Annotated in this window: 13 protein-coding genes; 7 read left to right on the top strand and 6 right to left on the bottom strand. The window is 50.1% G+C overall.

The window, feature by feature from the left end; all coding sequences use genetic code 11:
* The first annotated feature begins 99 nt into the window (after nucleotides 1–99).
* Nucleotides 100–1,107, top strand: coding sequence for a tryptophan--tRNA ligase (locus tag AB4875_RS11955; RefSeq protein ID WP_368376285.1), 1,008 nt, complete (start codon nucleotides 100–102; stop codon nucleotides 1,105–1,107).
* Between the two features lie 6 nt (nucleotides 1,108–1,113).
* Here the strand turns inward: AB4875_RS11955 and AB4875_RS11950 are convergent, their stop codons facing one another.
* The 3 genes from AB4875_RS11950 to AB4875_RS11940 form a co-directional block, all read right to left on the bottom strand.
* Nucleotides 1,114–1,401: a hypothetical protein gene (locus AB4875_RS11950; protein ID WP_368376284.1), complete on the bottom strand. Its 288-nt coding sequence runs from the start codon at nucleotides 1,399–1,401 to the stop codon at nucleotides 1,114–1,116.
* Nucleotides 1,402–1,539: 138 nt separating this feature from the next.
* The gene (locus AB4875_RS11945; protein WP_368376283.1) at nucleotides 1,540–3,582 is read right to left on the bottom strand and encodes a TonB-dependent receptor; all 2,043 of its coding nucleotides are present in this window, start codon (nucleotides 3,580–3,582) and stop codon (nucleotides 1,540–1,542) included.
* Nucleotides 3,583–3,614: 32 nt separating this feature from the next.
* Nucleotides 3,615–4,208 (bottom strand): PaaI family thioesterase, encoded by a 594-nt coding sequence (locus AB4875_RS11940; RefSeq protein WP_368376282.1) that lies wholly within the window; start codon nucleotides 4,206–4,208, stop codon nucleotides 3,615–3,617.
* A 339-nt stretch (nucleotides 4,209–4,547) separates the two neighbouring features.
* Between AB4875_RS11940 and AB4875_RS11935 the strand changes: the two genes are divergently transcribed.
* The 6 genes from AB4875_RS11935 (at nucleotide 4,548) to AB4875_RS11910 (ending at nucleotide 13,017) form a co-directional block, all read left to right on the top strand.
* Nucleotides 4,548–4,934 carry a hypothetical protein gene (locus tag AB4875_RS11935; protein WP_368376281.1) on the top strand — a complete coding sequence of 129 codons (387 nt, stop codon included), beginning with the start codon at nucleotides 4,548–4,550 and terminating at the stop codon, nucleotides 4,932–4,934.
* A 136-nt stretch (nucleotides 4,935–5,070) separates the two neighbouring features.
* Nucleotides 5,071–5,604 carry a DUF411 domain-containing protein gene (locus AB4875_RS11930; RefSeq protein ID WP_368376280.1) on the top strand — a complete coding sequence of 178 codons (534 nt, stop codon included), beginning with the start codon at nucleotides 5,071–5,073 and terminating at the stop codon, nucleotides 5,602–5,604.
* Nucleotides 5,601–6,941 (top strand): TolC family protein, encoded by a 1,341-nt coding sequence (locus tag AB4875_RS11925; RefSeq protein ID WP_368376279.1) that lies wholly within the window; start codon nucleotides 5,601–5,603, stop codon nucleotides 6,939–6,941. The genes AB4875_RS11930 and AB4875_RS11925 overlap by 4 nt, the downstream gene beginning before the upstream one ends.
* Nucleotides 6,925–8,172: an efflux RND transporter periplasmic adaptor subunit gene (locus tag AB4875_RS11920; RefSeq protein ID WP_368376278.1), complete on the top strand. Its 1,248-nt coding sequence runs from the start codon at nucleotides 6,925–6,927 to the stop codon at nucleotides 8,170–8,172. The genes AB4875_RS11925 and AB4875_RS11920 overlap by 17 nt, the downstream gene beginning before the upstream one ends.
* Complete coding sequence (locus tag AB4875_RS11915) at nucleotides 8,172–11,294, top strand: efflux RND transporter permease subunit (protein WP_368376277.1); 3,123 nt, start codon at nucleotides 8,172–8,174, stop codon at nucleotides 11,292–11,294. Before AB4875_RS11920 ends, AB4875_RS11915 begins: the two co-directional genes overlap by 1 nt.
* A 223-nt stretch (nucleotides 11,295–11,517) precedes the next feature.
* On the top strand, nucleotides 11,518–13,017 hold the full coding sequence (locus AB4875_RS11910) for a hypothetical protein (protein WP_368376276.1): 1,500 nt from the start codon (nucleotides 11,518–11,520) through the stop codon (nucleotides 13,015–13,017).
* 57 nt (nucleotides 13,018–13,074) lie between these two features.
* On the opposite strand, the gene AB4875_RS11905 is transcribed toward AB4875_RS11910, so the two are convergent.
* The 3 genes from AB4875_RS11905 to nhaA form a co-directional block, all read right to left on the bottom strand.
* Nucleotides 13,075–15,768 carry a hypothetical protein gene (locus tag AB4875_RS11905; RefSeq protein ID WP_368376275.1) on the bottom strand — a complete coding sequence of 898 codons (2,694 nt, stop codon included), beginning with the start codon at nucleotides 15,766–15,768 and terminating at the stop codon, nucleotides 13,075–13,077.
* Between the two features lie 1,385 nt (nucleotides 15,769–17,153).
* Nucleotides 17,154–17,516: an HPF/RaiA family ribosome-associated protein gene (locus AB4875_RS11900; protein WP_368376274.1), complete on the bottom strand. Its 363-nt coding sequence runs from the start codon at nucleotides 17,514–17,516 to the stop codon at nucleotides 17,154–17,156.
* Between the two features lie 147 nt (nucleotides 17,517–17,663).
* Nucleotides 17,664–18,869 carry a Na+/H+ antiporter NhaA gene (gene nhaA / locus AB4875_RS11895; RefSeq protein ID WP_368376273.1) on the bottom strand — a complete coding sequence of 402 codons (1,206 nt, stop codon included), beginning with the start codon at nucleotides 18,867–18,869 and terminating at the stop codon, nucleotides 17,664–17,666.
* Nucleotides 18,870–18,952 lie beyond the last annotated feature (83 nt).

Raw genomic sequence — 18,952 nt, 5'->3', positions numbered from 1 at the left:
CGAATACTGACACCGTTGGGGTGAGCCAGTATCATAAGCGCCTTATTTTAAATTGCGGACAACGATGCGGCCGCAGCAAGAATCTAACAGGAATACATTATGGCTAAGCAGCGGGTACTTACCGGCATTACCACCACCGGAACGCCGCATTTGGGGAATTATGTTGGTGCGATTCGTCCCGCGATTGCTGAAAGTCAGCGCGGCGAGTTTGACGCCTTTTTCTTTCTTGCGGATTATCACGCACTGATTAAAAGTCATGACCCCGCTATGGTGCACCAGTCCAGCCGTGAAATAGCTGCGACGTGGCTAGCCCTAGGCTTAGATACCGACTCCAGCACCTTCTATCGCCAGTCTGATGTGCCAGAAATCGCCGAGCTGAGCTGGATTCTAACTTGCGTCTGCGCGAAGGGCCTGATGAATCGCTCCCATGCATACAAGGCGGCGGTTCAAGCCAATGAGCAAAACGGTGATGATCCGGATTACGGTGTCACCATGGGCTTGTTCAGCTACCCGATATTAATGGCAGCCGATATTTTAATGTTTAATGCCAGCAAAGTGCCGGTAGGGCGCGACCAAATTCAGCATATAGAAATGGCACGTGATATGGCGCAGCGTTTTAACCACTTATATGGCAAAACCTTTGTATTGCCCGAAGCGGTCGTCGGCGACGATGTAGCGGTTTTAAGCGGCCTAGACGGCCGTAAGATGAGTAAAAGCTATGGCAATACAATTCCCTTGTTTTTACCAGAGAAAAAGCTCCAAAAACACATTAATAAAATCAAAACCAATCTTTTAGAGCCCGGTGAACCCAAGGATCCCGCAGACTCGACCGTTTTTGAAATTTGGCAGGCGTTTGCGACGCCAGAACAAACTGCGGATATGCGTCAGAAGTTTGCTGAGGGCATTGCCTGGGGACAGGCTAAAAAGGATTTATTTGAATTGATTAACACTCAGGTCGCCCCAGCTCGTGGACGTTACGAGGCGATTTTGGCTGACAGTCAATTCTTGGAGTCTGAGCTTAAGAAGGGCGCGGAGAAAGCGCGTGCCCAGGCTGCGCCGATGTTGGCGTCAGTGCGTAAAGCGGTAGGTTTAGCCGCCTTTACATAGGAGTCTTTAAAACCTTGAACTCAGTGACATACCCGCTGGACTGATAGTGAAAACCACTTTATCGCCTTTGCGGAGGTTTAGTTCAGCGGGCTGGGTGTCAATGTGGAAGCGGGTATCAATTTTCCGAGTTTCAGGCCAAGCGGCGTTCGCCTTGGATTGGGGTTTTATTTCCTGAATCCAAGACGACCACATTGTCATAAGGGCATGGGCGGGGGTGTCTTGATGGCGCTCGGCAAGCGCGCTGTTGCAAGCAATCAGCGCGGTGGCGCTAAGCATTGTTTTTATAAAACCCATTGTAGTGACCGAGTGTCATTAAGTGAGTCTTTAATATAACGACTTTGCTTAGCTTCTATATGCGTGGATCGCCCAGCCGTGAACCTGCTCACATAAACAGATCTATTTAGGCGCGTTTTTGCCTATGCCCTCACTAAATTAGAAGTTAATTCCCAGTTCTAGATAGGCAGCGCGCGGCTCACCTATGAAGTAGCGGTAATTGCCGAAGGCGTAATCTGCTCTCTCCGCATAATCAATATCACCTAGGTTATTTATTCTAAGCACTGAATAAAGTTGCTCCCCGTACTGTTGGCGCCAGCGGATATTACTTAGAGTGTGGCCTGGATAGCGATAAAGGTTGTTTTCTTCTAGGAAGTATTCGCCTTGGTGCTGGATTTCAAATTCAACTTGAGTGCTAGCAAATGGTGACCAGCGCAGCAATGTGCCAGCGAGCTGACGCGGTGCAGTGTCAATCTCATTGCCCTCTGCTGTAAGCGCATCATTGCCGTATTGATGTTTGCTATAGCTAGCTTGTAATTGCCACATCAGACTGGGCGTAATTTGCCAGTTAAAATTAGCTTCGATTCCTCTGTCGACAGTTTTTCCCCCGTTGATATTACGGCGGTTGCTGTCTTGAATAATGACATCGCTTTTGTGCATCCAATATGTCGAGACGCGGTACTGGAAAGCATTCCAGTTGCCACGCAAACCTATTTCAATACTGTTAAGTGATTCTTCGTCGAGATTGGCATTCAGTTGCTGTTCTTGCAGGCGGTATAGTTCTGAGGCCTGCGGTGCTCTAAAACCGTGACCGGCATTGGCGATGAAGTCAGTGTGTTCGCTGAGGTTTTGAATCAAGCCTAGATTAAAAGAGCTATTGCGGAAGCGCTCTTTGTCGTCGACTGGGCGAGCGTAGCGGCAGCTGCCGGCAGGGCAGGCAGTGCCGTCAGCGGCGGTATTGCCGTCGATCATTAAATTGTTGTAGTCATAAAACTGAATATCGTAGCGGCCGCCAAAATTGACCTTTGTGCTGCTGGTCGCTTGCCAGTCGCCACCAATAAACCAGGCCGCATATAAGGCATCCACTTCATAGTCGTATTGTTGACCAGTGGGAAACCGGCCGAAAAGGGTGGCTTGCGCTTGGGATTGTTTTAAATAGGCTTTGCTTACTTCCATGTCAAAGCCGTTGTAGAGGGTGACGTTATCGCTATAGTTCTGATAAAACGCACTTTGCACCCCAGCGCTGCGTTCACCATTTTCTTCAAGTGGGGTACCGGGTAGGAAATGCTGAAGAAATTCCATTTCGGTATAGCGTAAATAGGGCGTAACGACAAAGCGGCTGTCGCGTTCGCCCTCGCGCTCAAAGCGGCTGTAATAGCGAACACTGGTGTTATTGCGGAAGGCTTCTGGATTGGGATTTTCGCGTTTGCGATCACTATCTTTGTAGGCGTCTTCGCCCAGCACATAGCCGGCGGTTTCTTGATCAAGATTGCTGGCGGCCAGCATGGATTGAATGCTCCAAGTGTCGCCTTGATAGTCATAACGCACATTCATTTTTTGTTGATCGTAGCCGGCCTCATCCTTAAAACCATCATCATGATTGCCTTGTACGCTAATACGATAGCCGTGCTTGCCAATGGTGTCGCTGTAACTGGCTTTGACGCGTTGGTATTTGTCGGGGCCGGCTTCAAACGATAGGCGAGACTCTGGCTCGCTTGAGGGCGCTCGGCTAATAACATTGATGACGCCGTTTAAGGCATTGCTGCCGTGCACCGCGGTGCCTGGCCCACGAATAACTTCTATGCGCGCGGCTTGCTCGGCATTTACATCGAATAGCTCATTCACATTGCAAAAACCTGGGCCCCGCAACGGTATGCCGTCTTCTGCAAAGTAGAATGCACCGCAACTGCCGGCACCCGTCAATACGCCTGAACGAATGGCGGTTAAATTTTCTTGACCGTTACCGCGGCTGATTGAGACGCCGGGAACTTGGCTGAGGACTTGGCTGATGTGAGTGTGGCCGATGCTTTCAATATCTTCTTGGCTAATGACGCTAATTGCCAGGCTCTGCTCATGCAATTGTTTTTCAATGCGGTCAGCGGTAACCGATACAGTTTCAGGGGCTTGAGGTTGATCCCCCGCTGCCAGAGTCAGACTCGCCGTCAGACTAACTGCCAACAGAATAGCGTGTTGTTTCATCATGTGTGAGCTGTTCCTTAGTGTTGCGTGCCGCGTTATTTTTTATACTGAATGAAAAGCCCTTCGGCGCTGGTGAGCAGGGTACCATCACTGTGGCATTCGCCATGAATAATAATATGTCTGTCCCGTTTTTTCTCTAGCCATGTGGTGAAGCGAATAGTCTTAAAAAGCGGGGTAGGACGGTGATATTTTATTGTCAGACTAGCGGTCATTCCCGGAAGCTCATTTGCCAGGCCGGTGAAGGCTAAAACCTGATCGTAGATGCCGCTGATAACACCGCCGTGGACAGACGCTGGCGGTCCTTCATGGATTTTTCCCAAGCTGCCCTCTGCATATACGAATTCATCTTCGCGCCAGATTTTAAGTTCAGGTGCTATTGGATTGAAATAGCCACTTAGCGGGCTACACGGCAGAATGTTACGAAAGTCGCCCTTGTAATCGGGGTTGTAAAACTCAAGCATCTTGCGATCGCGGAGGGCAGCCATCTGCCTGTTCAGCGAGGTCAGGGTGGCTTCGACCTCTGCTAGTTCACTACTGCTGCCGCCGAGTGTTTGGCTGCTTTCTAGTGCTTCCCTGAGTTGCCCGCAGATATGGAGGAGTTGTTGACGCTGTTGATCACTGGCCGGCATCTACTGAGTGCCTCCCACTATTATTTATTAGCGCATGAGTGTAAAGGTAGGCTGCCGTGATGGAAAGCGCGGCGGACACCAGTCGAATTAGAAATTTGTAATTTTGGCCTGCGGATAGATGTATTTTCAGTGGTAATCAAGGTTTTCATCAGTAAGGCTAGGGCGTCAAGTTGCCAAAAGTGCGCGAGCGGGCGCTGTAAGAAAAGAGTGTGAGGGTAAACTGTTTTGGTATTGAGGGGGCAATGTGCGCCGTCTTGATCTGGATCAGTTTGTCTTCCTTAAGCAAGAGTACCCTTGTACTATTGTTAGTGAGCCTTGGTCACCTTGTTGCGTGGACATATGTTAAAGCGGTATTTAAAATTCACAGGCCTTGTTTGGCTGTTGTTGGCGATAGTCAGTCAGTCCTTTGCTGCTGTCCGTCCCTCATGTGAAATATTGCATCCCGACACTCAAATCACCACGAACAATAGCTCGACCATGATGGCGATGGACGGCATGTCGCATTCGCATCATTCGCCTTCTGCAGTTAGCGACGACAGCGCGCCGAGTGACTGCTGTAAGGAACAAACATGTTCCATGCTCAATTGTGTTTCGCTGCCTGCGATGGCAGTGACTACTCAGCTGCGGCTTGCAGCCGATGCGCCCCTTGTATTGCATCTTGACTACACTGCTGCCTACACAGGCATTGAGCCAGTTTCTTTTTACCGCCCCCCCATTTCCCACTAATACGGGGTGAGTGCGCCTGCAATTTGGGTGCTCTCAGCTTCGTTTTGAGTGGGGAGCCAAGTAACTCCCATACTTATCATTTTTAAGCGGTCCTTAAACCTGCTTTTCATACCGTGTTATGCGATGGGAGAACACAATGCAATTTTTATTAAAAAGTCTTAGCAATATAAGTCTAGCGCTATTCCTAATGGGAGTGGCTGCCTGCTCCGATGCTTCAAACATAGCTGAGCGACAAACACTTAGTCCGGGTTCAGTGGTGACCTTAGATGTCTACAAGAGTCCCACCTGCGGCTGCTGCACTAAATGGGTTGACCATATTCAACTCGATGGATTTTCTGCCAATATTCATCATCCGAGTGATCTGAATGCGATTAAAAACAAGTACGGCATTTCGCCCAAATATCAGTCCTGCCATACCGCGGTATCCAGCCAGGGTTATGTATTCGAAGGGCATATCCCGTCTCGCTTTATCAATCAGTTCCTTGAAAATCCGCCTAACGATGCCCTGGGTCTGAGCGTACCTGCTATGCCGATGGGCAGTCCCGGTATGGAAGTGGGGGGCCGATTTATGCCTTATCAGGTGCTGCTTTTGAAAGAAGACGGCAGTACCGAAGTATTTGCTATCGTCGATAGCGCTGAAGAGCAATATAGCAATGGCCAGCAGCCATGAAATTCTTGGTCGCACTAGGGTTAATAGCTAGCGCCCCCCTTATTTTCGCTCAGGAGCCAGCACCGGAATTGAGCCTAAACGCTGCTATTGCGGCTGCAATAACCTCTGACCCCTGGCTCAACGGCAGTCGCCATAGGGAAGACGCTCTCAGCAGCGAATCCGTTTCCGCGGCAAGCTTACCCGACCCAAAGATCAGCTTAATGGCGGGTAATTTCCCCGTGGACACATTGGATTTTAATCAAGAAGCCATGACCCAGCTTGCGCTGGGCGTGAGCCAGATGTTTCCCCGTGGTGACAGCCTAACACTGTCTAGTCGGCAAAAGCGTGAACTGGCTGCTCAGGAACCCATGCTTAGGTTGGATAGGGAGGCCAAGGTTACGGCGACTGTTGCGCAGTTATGGTTAGAGGAATATAAGGCTCAAGAGAGCATACGCCTGATTGAGCGCGACCGTTCGTTGTTCGAACAGCTCGTGGATGCGGCGCGGGCGAGCTATTCGTCGGCGCTGGGACGGGCGCGGCAGCAAGATATTATTCGCGCGCAACTTGAACTGACTCGTATTGATGATCGCTTGACGGTACTGCTGCAGCAGCAGGAGTCTGCGCAGCGGCGTCTATCTGAGTGGATTGGCGTTCGTGCCCAGCTGCCTTTGGCTCCGCTGTTGCCAAATGATGAGCCTTCACTGCCAGAATCTGCACTGCTAGTTCCGGTACACAACGATCGATCTCGCTACGAGCGAATCAGTTTACATCCGCTTTTGCAGGCCTTTGATCAACGTATTAATGCAATGCAGACCGGTGTTGAGTTGGCGCGTCAAAAGTACAAGCCGGAGTGGGGGCTGACTGCGCAATACGGATATCGTGATGATGATCCGCTGGGCCGCGATCGGGCAGACTTATTCTCCATCGGGGTCAGCTTTGATATGCCGCTGTTTACCGCTAATCGACAAGATAAAGACGTCAGTGCAGCGGTATCGCGAGCCGAGGCGATCAAAACCGATAAGCAATTATTGTCTCGTCAACTTATGGCTTCGCTGGATATGGCCATCGTCCAGCTGCAACGTCTTAATCAGCGCCTAACGCTTTATAAAGATCAGCTTTTACCGCAAATGGCGTCGCAGGCCGAGGCCGCGTTGACAGCTTATGACAGTGACGATGGCGATTTTGCCGAAGCGGTGCGCGCGCGGATTGCCGAGTTAAATACCAAAATTGAGGCACTGGTGATCGCCGTAGAGCGGCAACAGACCATCGTAAAAATAAATTATTTACTCAGCGGGTCATCAGTGGCAATCCATACGCCAGCAACACAGCTCGGGGACGAATATGAAACCAACTTCTAAAACTGCAATAAGTGTTTTTTTGGGTGCGCTTATTGGCGCAGCCGGTGTCTGGATCGCCACTGCGGGCAACACCGACATGGGCGCGGAGCAGGCTGGCGACGCTAAGCCAATGTATTGGGTCGCTCCCATGGATCCGAATTACAAGTCTGACTTACCTGGCAAGTCCCCCATGGGGATGGATTTGATCCCAGTTTATAGTAACGACGCCGACACTGAGATAGGTAGCGTCGTTATTTCTCCGAACGTGGTTAATAACCTCGGGGTACGGCTGGCAACGGTCACTAGGGGGCAATTGGCGAGCACCATAGATACTGTGGGTTATGTGCAATATGACGAAGATCGTCTTATTCATATCCATCCACGCGTGGAAGGCTGGGTCGAACAACTCTATGTCAAAGCGGCCGGTGATCCAGTGGCAAAAGGCGAGCCACTGTATGCGCTGTATTCACCCACCTTGGTCAATGCTCAAGAGGAGTTATTGCTAGCCCTGAAGCGAAATAATGCCATTTTGATTCAGGCCGCCGTCGAGAGATTGGCAGCATTGGATGTACCGCCCGCCACTATTAAACAGTTGCGAGCAACGGGCAAGGTCAGTCAGACCGTCACCATCACCGCAGCGCAATCGGGGGTGGTAGATGACCTCAATGTGCGTGAGGGTATGTTCGTTAAACCCGGTATGAGTGTTATGTCCATCGGCATGCTGGAACACATTTGGGTTATTGGCGAAGTTTTTGAGCGCCAGGCCACGGTCGTTAAGGTAGGCGATACGGTGAGCATGCGGCTCGACTATCTGCCCGGGCGTGAGTGGCAAAGCACCGTTGATTATATCTACCCCTCCCTGAATATGAAGACCCGCACCGCCCAAGTTCGGGTTCATATTAATAACCGGGACAAATTTTTGCGGCCGGGCATGTTCGCGCAATTAAATATTGAAACCGATCCCCTCGAACAAGCCTTGTTGATTCCCCGTGAGGCACTCATTCGCACCGGCAACCAGTCTAGGGTGGTATTGGCTCAGGGGGAGGGGCGTTTTAAATCGATAGAAGTTGAAGTAGGGAGGGTGGCAGATACCCAAGCGGAAATTATCTCGGGCCTGCATGAGGGTGATCGTATTGTTAGCTCTGCGCAGTTCCTGATTGATTCGGAATCCAGCAAGACCTCGGATTTCAAACGTATGAATCACGATTTAATGTTAATGGATGATAGTCAGGGCCAGCAGGAGAGCATGTAATGATCGAAGCTATTATTCGCTGGTCTGTGGGCAATCGCTTTTTCGTGCTGTTGGCGACCTTCATTCTGGTGGGCGTCGGCAGCTGGTCGATGATAAATACGCCAGTTGATGCCATACCAGACTTGTCGGATGTTCAGGTGATTGTCAAAACCAGTTACCCTGGCCAGGCGCCGCAAGTGGTCCAGGACCAGGTGACTTATCCTCTGACCACGGCAATGTTGTCGGTGCCGGGTGCGGTAACGGTGCGCGGTTATTCCTTCTTCGGTGATTCCTATGTCTATGTGATTTTTGATGAAGATACCGACATCTATTGGGCGCGCTCTCGGGTGCTGGAATATCTGTCACAGGTGGCGCCAAGCTTGCCCCCCAATGCTAGGCCACAATTGGGCCCGGATGCGACTGGCGTGGGTTGGGTATACCTTTACGCCCTAGTCGACAGAACTGGTCAGCATGACCTCAGTCAGTTGCGCAGCCTGCAGGACTGGTTTCTTAAATACGAATTGCAAACAGTCCACGGTGTGTCTGAAGTCTCGACTCTGGGTGGCATGGTTAAGCAATATCAGGTCAAAGTGAGCCCAGACAAATTACGCGCTTTTGGTATACCGCTGTCGCATATCCAGACTGCCATTCAACGGGGCAATCAGGAGGTTGGGGCGTCAGTGGTGGAAATGGCCGAAGCCGAATACATGGTGAGAGTCAGCGGTTATATCCGCAATATCGAAGACCTGGCTACCATACCGCTGGGTCTGGATATGCAGGGAACACCCCTACTACTTAAGGATGTCGCTGATATTGAAATTGGCCCACAAATGCGCCGGGGTATTGCCGAGTTGAATGGCGAGGGTGAGGTGGTCGGCGGTATTGTTATTATGCGCTTTGGGGAAAATGCGCAAAAGACCATTAATGGCGTTAAGGCCAAGTTGGAGACACTCAAAGCGGGTCTGCCCGAGGGGGTCGAAATTGTTACCGTCTACGATCGCTCCGGCCTGATTGAGCGGGCCGTAGACAACCTTTGGCATAAGCTGCTGCAGGAGTTTATCGTGGTCGCGCTGGTGTGCATGGTGTTCCTGTTTCATGTGCGCTCCAGTCTGGTGGCCATCATCAGCCTGCCGGTGGGTATTCTCACCGCTTTCATCGTTATGCACGCCCAAGGCCTCAATGCCAATATTATGTCGCTAGGCGGAATAGCCATTGCGGTCGGTGTCATGATCGATGGCGCTATCGTCATGATCGAAAATATGCACAAGCACATGGAGCGAACACCGCTGACCGACGAGAATCGCTGGGAGGTGGTCGCCGAGTCTGCGGCGGAGGTGGGACCGGCGCTATTTTTTAGTTTGCTGATCATTACGGTGAGTTTTGTGCCGGTGTTTGCACTGGGCGCTCAGGAAGGGCGGATGTTCTCGCCGCTGGCGTTTACAAAAACCTATGCCATGGCCGCTAGCGCCGCGCTGGCCGTCACCTTGGTTCCGGTGCTGATGGGCTATTTTATTCGCGGCAAGGTCTTGCTTGAACACAAAAATCCGATCAATCGCGGGCTTATTGCGGTTTATATGCCAACGCTAAAGGTGGTGCTTAATTATCCTAAATCAACGCTGGCGTTAGCGCTTTTGATTGCGATGGTGGGCTTCTGGCCGGTGACGCAAATTGGTAGTGAATTTATCCCGGCTCTGGATGAAGGCGACCTGATGTATATGCCCACCACCTACCCCGGTTTGTCCATCGGTAAGGCCCGCGAAATCTTACAGCAGACCGATAAGCTGATAGCTACCGTGCCAGAGGTAAAAACCGTGTTCGGTAAAATTGGTCGGGCGGAGACTGCTACCGATCCGGCCCCGCTCACCATGATTGAAACCTTTATTCAGCTTAAGCCTAGGGATCAGTGGCGCAAGGGCATGACGACCGAGACTCTTATAAAGGAATTAGATGCGCTGGTGACGTTCCCAGGCCTGACAAATGCCTGGGTGATGCCCATCAAAACCCGTATCGATATGCAGGCCACGGGCATTAAAACGCCAGTGGGTATAAAAGTAGCTGGCCCAGATTTAAGAGAGATCGAAAAAATCGGCAAGCGCCTCGAGCAGATACTAAAAGACGTACCTGGCACGGCCTCGGTTTACTCTGAGCGGGTGGCCGGCGGTCGTTACATCAAGGTTGATATTCAGCGAGAAAAGGCCGCTCGCTACGGCCTCAATATCGCGGATGTACAGCAGGTCGTCGCTACCGCCATTGGCGGAATGAACGTGACCCAAACCGTCGAAGGTCAGGAGCGCTACCCGGTTAATTTGCGCTATCCCCAGGACTACCGCAATTCCCCAGAACAGCTGGCGCTGCTGCCGATAGTGACGGCTGGCAATCAGCGGATTGCGCTCGGGGATGTAGCGCGGGTCTATGTGGAAAATGGACCTCCGGCCATTAAAAGTGAGAATGCGCGTTTGAATGGCTGGACCTATGTCGATATCGACGGCGTCGATATTGGTAGTTATGTGGAAAATGCCATGGTAGTTGTGGCAGATCAGCTTGAGCTGCCCACAGGGTACTCATTAGACTGGTCGGGGCAGTATGAATATATGTTGCGCGCCAAAGCCAAGCTCAGCTACGTGGTGCCATTAACGCTGGCCATTATCATCGTGCTGCTGTATCTAAACTTCCGCAATATTGCCGAGGTCGCGATTATCATGGGCACATTGCCCTTGGCGATGGTCGGTTCAGTCTGGTTGATGTATTTACTGGGATACAACTTCTCGGTAGCAGTGGGTGTTGGGTTTATCGCGCTGGCGGGTGTTGCGGTTGAAATTGGCGTTATCATGCTGGTTTATCTCAATCAGGCTCACACACAGATGTTGTCCGAGTGCGAGGAGCAGGGCGTAAGGCCAAGGCTGGAAACCCTCAGACTTGCTGTGCTAAATGGCGCCGGATTGCGGGTTCGCCCGGTGATGATGACGGCAGGCGCCACTATTGTTGGTCTACTACCTATTATGTACGGCACGGGTACGGGATCAGAGGTGATGAGTCGGATAGCGGCGCCTATGGTGGGAGGGATGTTAAGCGCTGTAATTTTAACCCTGCTGGTATTGCCGGCTGTGTACTTTTTATGGCGCAAAAGGGCGATCAATAGTTAGGTGCCGAGAGCGCAGCGACTTAACTACTGGCTGCAATTTATAATCGCTTGCAGCGCGGCGAGGTTCGCAAAAAGGAATAAATGGAAAGTATAATAAATAAAATTAGGTGTGCTGTGTTTTATGGGAGTTTCAATTATAAATTGGAGGGTATTGGTGGTTGTTGCCAACGGCCCCTTGGGCCGAATTTGCGCGGGGCCTTAGCGATGAATGCAGGATACCAATAATGCGCCACAGGCACTTCATGGCTTTGGCTTGGATCTGCGCCTTAGCATCGTCTGCACCGGTTAGTGCCCATTCCTTTGGTGTGGTTTATAGCCTACCACTGCCGTTTCATTTGTACGCTTGGGGCGCGGCGGCGGCATTGGTGTGCTCCTTTGTGGTGGCGGCCTTCGTTATTCCTCATACCCAGCCACATAAGGAGGCTCGCCCTTGGACGAAGGATATATCGAACAGTCAGTTGCTGATTTTCGCCCGGCGCTGGCGTATTTTACAGCAGCTTCAGCTTCTGAGTGTGGCCACCTTACTGCTTTGTATTGCCACCGGCTTGTTCGGCAATAAAAGCCCTTATGGCAATTTCAATATGACTTTTTTCTGGATCGTGGTCATGTTGGGTTTTAGTTATTTCAGTGCGCTGTTCGGTAATCTGTACGCGGCAATTAATCCGTTTATGCTGCTGGGTCGGATGGTAGATAAGATTGTTGGTTTTGATCGTCCGCGTCGGCGGTATGATCCGCGTTTGGCTTACTGGCCAGCCTTGTTGCTATATTTTATCTTTATATGGATAGAGTTATTCGCTGGCAGCAGCCCCTATTTTCTGTCGATAATGCTACTCGGTTATACCTTGATCAGTTTCATTGGTGTGGCGCTATTCGGTAGTCAGGCGTGGTTTAGATATTGTGATTTTTTTAGTGTCTTTTTTAGACTTCTCGCTTTGATGTCACCTGTAAATTACATACCCTCAGAGCGTGTTGGCGCTGCTCGCGGCGCATCAATTATACAATTAAGAAGACCTTTTAGTGGACTGTTGGAACAGTCTGCTGAGCATGTCAGCTTATTAGTTTTTATATTGTTTATGCTGTCTTCCACGGCCTTTGATGGCTTGCATGAAACCATCATATGGAAGCAGTTTTTTTGGCTGGATATGTATCATGGTTTTTTACAATATTACACCAATGAAAATCCTTTTCTTGCCTACGCCGCGATGTCAGATTTATATCGCTATTGGCAAGGAGCATGGCTATTGCTTTCGCCTTTTATTTATTTGGCCATTTTGTTTGCGGTAATTGGCTTAAGCAAAGTGCTAATGCGCTCGACGTTAAGTGTTAAAGCGCTGGCCTTAAAAATGGCTTATCCCTTGTTACCTATTGCCTTGGTATACCATATAGCCCATTACTACACGCTGCTCGAGACCCAGGGGATTAAAATAATAAGCTTGGTCTCAGATCCGTTTGGCTGGGGGCAAAATTGGTTTGGTACCGCAAAATGGTTGCAGCGGGTTTTTATTCCCGATGTAAGTGTCACCTGGCATGTGCAGCTAGGCTTGATTGTGGTGGGACATATTATTAGCGTCTATTTAGCTCACAAAGTCGTGTTCGCTGATGCCAATACTAATATCGGTGCTAAAAACGCTGCCAGAATAAACCTCAGCCAGTTACCTATGTTATTTCTTATGATTGGTTTTACCGCAAGTGGTTTGTGGATTCTGTCGCAACCGGTGGCTTGATGCGCAAACAAAAAGGCCTGCTTGCGCAGGCCTTTTTGAAAGTCTAAACCGTGTTACTTAGGGAGCAAAATCGCCCAGCGGTGGTGCTGGCCGCAGTATTGCTGGCGCTGTTGCCGGAGGCTGCTTTAGGCCACTAGCTTGTATCGCCGCACTGGATAATTCTGTGCGTTTCCAAGTTTGCAGAAAGACTTCGGCTGAGTTAAACAAATGCCGAGTTTGTTCAATGCTGCCGTCGAGGGCAATCTCTTCAACAAAGTCTGAAAGCATGCCGTAATGGGCATTGCCGTCGACATCTTCATGCCAACTGCGGACTTCATTGCCGTCGACATCCAAACTATTTGGTTGATTGAACACCACGGCTTGGACTCCATTGAATTCACTCATGGCGTTGAATGGCGCGCCGTTAAATAGTGAGAAGGGGTAGTTTATTGGGTTTTCTGGATTATTTCGAGGCCCAGATTGTGCGGACAGACCATTGGTGTCGGTACCATAACCAAAGCCGAAGAGCAGGGAGTCCTTGCCTGCTGCAGCGCGTTTTGCCATAGCACTGACATAGATGCCGGCAGTTTCGTCCATGTCCTCGCGGAAGCCTTTGCTCGAGCCATTGCTGGGGTACAAAATACCGCCATTGGCTAGTAAACGGGTGGCTTGATCGATGGTTGTGCCACCAAATGTGCCGTGGGTTGAAACAAAGGGGTAGACCGGATTCTGGGCTTCGGCGAGTTCTAGGGCTTGGGTTTTCATTCCCATTTCCATGTGATCCCAATCGAAGATAAAGCCCATTTCCATCATCTTACCGTAGGTGTACAAACCGGCTGGCGTCATCCAGCGGGCATTACACTGAGGAACATCAGCGGGATAACACGGGGTTACACCGCCGGAGCGCCCATCTTGACCTATTGCTACACACGCAGGTTGTGGTAAGAAGCCTTGCGTGCTGCCGCCGCTATTGCCCCATAAGTAGCCACTAAAGCCTTCGGTGACACCTTCCTCTGGGCAATTGTAGGTTGTCCAAAACTCGCCAGTAGGGAGCTCTGTGGTCGGTAAGTTTGCTGCCAAAGCTTCAAACTGTGCCTGATTGGGTTGGCCAGCGAAGAGGTCGGTAAGGCCTGCTAGATCGCCCGAGGGAATGCCGCCGCTGTTTTCTCTGTTGCCCACATTTAAAATCAGGCCATCAAAAATACCGTTACCGCCGAAGGCATTGTCGAACTCGTGAATAGAGATGATCTGGCGAACCCCCCAGTCATGAACCCGCTTCATCTGGGTGGCAATGGAATTGGGTTTGCCTTCTTCCACGGTACATTCGTAGCTATTTTCGGTGAAACCCGCGCCATCTTCTTCAAAGGGGCGTTGCTGCCGAAGTGGGTTGTACTTTACTTTACAGTTAAATAAATTTGAAATTTCAATGCCGAGAACCACGGCAATCTTACCGTCTTCTATAACCGCGCGGGCGTCGTCAGAGGAGTGCACGATTTGGAAAAAGCCTTCGCCTGGACCACCGTATTGGGCGTCGATGTAATTTTCCATTGCGTACATGGTACCGGCTTGGCGGCCGGCGTTGTTCATGGAGTTACAGTCGCGGGTAGGATCGCCAGCCACGTTGCGCTGCAGCTCGCAGAGGGTTTCGTTGTCGACGAGGTCATTGACGACCACTCGAAGACCACCGGCCCAGGCGCGCTCCAGCCACTTCCAGTAAATCGCTTCGTGAATAAGATTGTCGCGCTTGGGCCATTCGCTGAAGGTTGGCCAGCCGTCAGTGGCGTGACCATTCGGATTCATCGCAAACAAGCCGCCGACCACGTCTAGGCGCCCATCATCGCCGTGCTCTACGGCGCAATTGCCAAGGGCTTGTTCAACACCGAATTTATGGAAGGGCTTGCCCCAGTGGGCGCCGCCCAGGAATTCAGTGGCACTGATATGCACGTGGGCGTCAGCATGGCCAAGCACGGTGCCGTCGGGCCGAGTGCCCTTAAAGGGCTGGCCGCTAAAATTGCTCTGGGCCTCTGGGAAGTTCGCGCAGCCGGTGGCGCGTTCAAAGCTAAAGGCTTCGTCAGTTGGGGCGCTGGCTGGTGGCAGGGTTTGCAGATTACCGCTGTCATCGATCGCGAGGTTGCGACCTTGGCTAGCCACGGTAAGTGTGAAGCTGTCGGCTTTTATCGCCGGATCAACAAAGGTGTATAAGGTCGCCACGGCTTCCGGTGTGGGCTCGGTGTCGTAAACGGGGTTTTCGGGGTAGGTGGTGGTATCGCCAAGGGCGAGCACCCGCCAGTCGGCATCGTCATTGGCGGCGGCACTGGCAATATTGCTTGTAGACCCTGTATTAGTGGCCGCGAGGAGCTGACGACTGCTGTTGTACAGCATATAACTGCCAAGCGCTGTGGGCTTCATATAAAACGCTTCAGCTGCCGCAATTTCGCTGGCCGAGGCCTTGTAGCCGTCACCATCGGCGGCGAGATACTTATCGTTACTGGCCTTAATTACCCAGCATGCATTACTCATTTGATAGCGGGTGAGGCGAGGGTCTACTGGATCTACGGGTGGGTCGGTCTCGTCATTGTCTTGGTCGGTGCTGCAACCGATGTCCTGATCGTCAATAAGGCCGTCGTTATCATTATCAATGCCATCACTGCATTGTGGTTTAGTGACTGGCGGGGGAGTCACGCTGTTGCCACTTGATGATGAACTTCCACCGCAGGCGGAGAGCATACTGACTAATATGGCAGCGAGCATTGTGTAACTGAGTTGATGCATGGCAGGACTCCGAGCAGTGTGGTCATGATTTCTAAGGTACAATGTTACATCGTTGTAACGTAGATTGCGATTAAATGTAATAGTTAGGGGCGGAGCGGCCTACGTGACGGCCCTTAACGATACAATTTCGCTGGTGTTCTAGATGCCGCTCGGCGGCTAAATGGGAAATATTAGCTGGGAGTTTTAGTGAGTAAACTGGGGGGAATACTGACTTCCGGAGAAGTGACGTGTATGTCTTATTTGCCACTAACCATTAGCTTAAAGCCATGCTGTTGTAGTTTGTGGCCGTATTGGCAATTGATATCATCAATGAGTGGCTAGCATCATTTCCCTAATAATTTCCCCAGCGTCTGCCTTGCTCTGTTCTGTTCCTAGTGCCAAATTTTGCAGCCAGCACTCACATGCACTAGCTGTGGCCCATTTTGCGTTTCGATAATTTGAGACCCCAAAGCGAGATGTCGCTTTACGATGAGTTGTTGCCTTACTAATGAGCGCCCTTATAGCGGTGCTGTACTCTTCTTTTTGGAGGGGGAGCAATGCATCAATACTTGGTTTTAGCTCGTGTAAACCATTGGCTATTGCAAGACGCGTCCACCTGCCGAAAAAACCCGAGTTGGCATTCCTAATCCTTAATAGTTCCTCGACGTCAAAGCTCATTTTGAGACTGTCCTTTGTCGTGCATTTTGCCATTGCTGGCGGCAAGTATCACTTTGCATGCTGTCACAAATTATCCATTTTTATGTAAAGGTATTCCCTTTTGGTGATTAAGATAGAGTTGCTATATGGGCATAGCGTTAGCTAATGACTTAATATTGAGCTTACTTGTCATAGTAAGACCTTATTAGTGTCTGAAGTTAAATTGACAGTAAGTCGTTTTCGAAATGGCCTAACGAGAGGGGCATACCTTATTCTCGATTTTCAATGTCATTGTGGCGAAGGCGCAAATAACTTTAGTAAAGCGATTGTTGAGGCTGCGCCATAGTATTCGCTGCTGTGTTACATGTACATATATATGTGTAACTGCTCGATATTTATACGAGCTTGGCACTTACCGATATGTAATGTCCCAAATGACGATAGTAATCCCTAGTTTTATTTACCTTGCTTACCATCGGTATAGAGGAGAGGGCGGTATAGCGCTATCAAAGCGCGTATCACGAAGCCAGAAGTGGCCTATATTCCCTTATGTGTGGTGTCGCTGGGCATGTCGGAGTTGCGTTGGGTATTACGCTAGATCTTATTTAACTTGGGCTTGGCGTTGTTGATTGGCTTTATGGTCAGTGAGGCTATGTATACCGTTGCGCCATCCTTTTCCGATCTTTTTAAAAGTGTGTCATTACTTGAGCGCGCCATAATATCGTAGTGTCTTTCAAATTAAATCTTTTTCAACTCTCTGGGGATACTTCTAGACGCATACGTTGAGGGTCCGGCGCTTTTTTCATGAGTATGTGTCTACGTTTTAATTTTCTATTTAGGCTCCGGCTTGCTCTGGCAAGACAAAGATCAATAGCTTGACGTATATTCTCGCGGGTCTCAGCGATCACAATCTCTCTTAGCCCTGATGGCTTGATGACTACTTTGCATTGTTTGCCGGCAACCCCATTAGGGCCATTAACGTCGGAGACGGTTATTGTTGTTCGTTCGATTTCCTCACGGGTACCGGCGAATGCGAATGAAAGGCGATGATCGATATAGTTAATAATATTGCCGCTACCGGGCATGTTTCGAAAGTTAATACTTAGTTTCATAAGAGCTTCTCCAAATTCAACTATGATATTTTCTTGCTGATAAGCCCATGCATCGCAATAAGCGGCCTGTCACTTACCCGGCCATTAATCTCTTAATGACCGAATTGATCGACGATGTAATTTCTGAGAGCAGTTAAATTAATACACTCATTTTCCTGCCGGCAGCTCGTATGCGGCATCCTTAACAGACGGATTCAAAGAGCGGTAAATGATGAGAGAACCCAGTAGAGCCGAAAATAATGAGCCTGCTAGCACGCCTATTTTGACGCTGCTAATATAGGATGGATCTAGATTTTCGAATGCTAGGGAGCCAATAAATAGACTCATGGTGAAGCCAATGCCACATAGGCAGCCGACACCGTAGAGTTGCGGCCAGCTCGCGCCTTCGGGTAATTTAGCTAATCCGAGTTTAACGGCAATCCAGCAAGCGCTAAAAATGCCAAATTGATTGCCGAAAAATAGACCTAAGGCGATGCCCACTGTCACCGGATTTAGCATATCGCCAAGGCTTATCCCAGTCAGATTGACCCCTGCATTACTGAAGGCGAACACCGGTAGGATGAAAAAGGCGACCCAAGGTTGAAGTCCATGTTCCATTGATTCCAACATCGATTCTTCGTGGCTGTTCTTAGTTTTTAGAGGGATTAAAAGTGCTACTGCGAAGCCCGCCAGAGTGGCATGTACGCCCGATTTTAGTACGGCGACCCAAACCACAAGACCGATTAAGATGTAGACACTTTGGTAGCGAACGCCCATGCGATTCATCGCAAATAATGCGACTAGACCAAAACCCGCTACAGATAAAGCCAATACGGATGGTTCAGCTGAGTAGAACAAGGCGATAATAACGATGGCGGCAATGTCATCAAAGATTGCCACAGACAATAGGAAAAGCTTCAAGCTGATTGGTACTCGACTGCCAAATAAGCTTAACACGCCGAGAGCAAAGGCGATGTCTGTCGCACCGGGTATTGCCCAGCCTCTTGCGGCTATGGGGTCAGTGCCATTCAATATGGTATAGATAATGGCCGGTGTCGCGACGCCAGCGACTGCACCGATGGCAGGTAATATTACTTGGCTGGGTGACGAAAGGTGGCCATCGATTAATTCTCGTTTGACCTCAAGGCCAATAAGGAAAAAGAATAGCGCCATTAAGCCATCGTTTATCCATAGCAATAGCGGTTTTTCAATAGCAAAGTTACCGACTATAACGCTGACGGTTAATGAAAGTATCTCTTCATAAGCGCCGGCCAGGGCGGAGTTTGCTATGAAAATAGCAACGACTGCGGCGAAGAACAGAAGGATGCCGCCGGCGGCACCGTGTTGAATCATTTGTCGGAAAATTTTCTGCATAGCTTGTTCTCAATTTGCCAGTTTATAAGTATTTAAAAATACGGCTTTGGTTTTTAATTAAAGTAGTTATACTGAAAAACTTA

The sequence above is a fragment of the Zhongshania sp. R06B22 genome (assembly GCF_040892595.1).
GTDB classification, from domain to species: domain Bacteria; phylum Pseudomonadota; class Gammaproteobacteria; order Pseudomonadales; family Spongiibacteraceae; genus Spongiibacter; species Spongiibacter arctica.
Note: the sequence above shows the minus strand (reverse complement) of the source record. Positions and strands in the feature narration are given on the sequence as shown.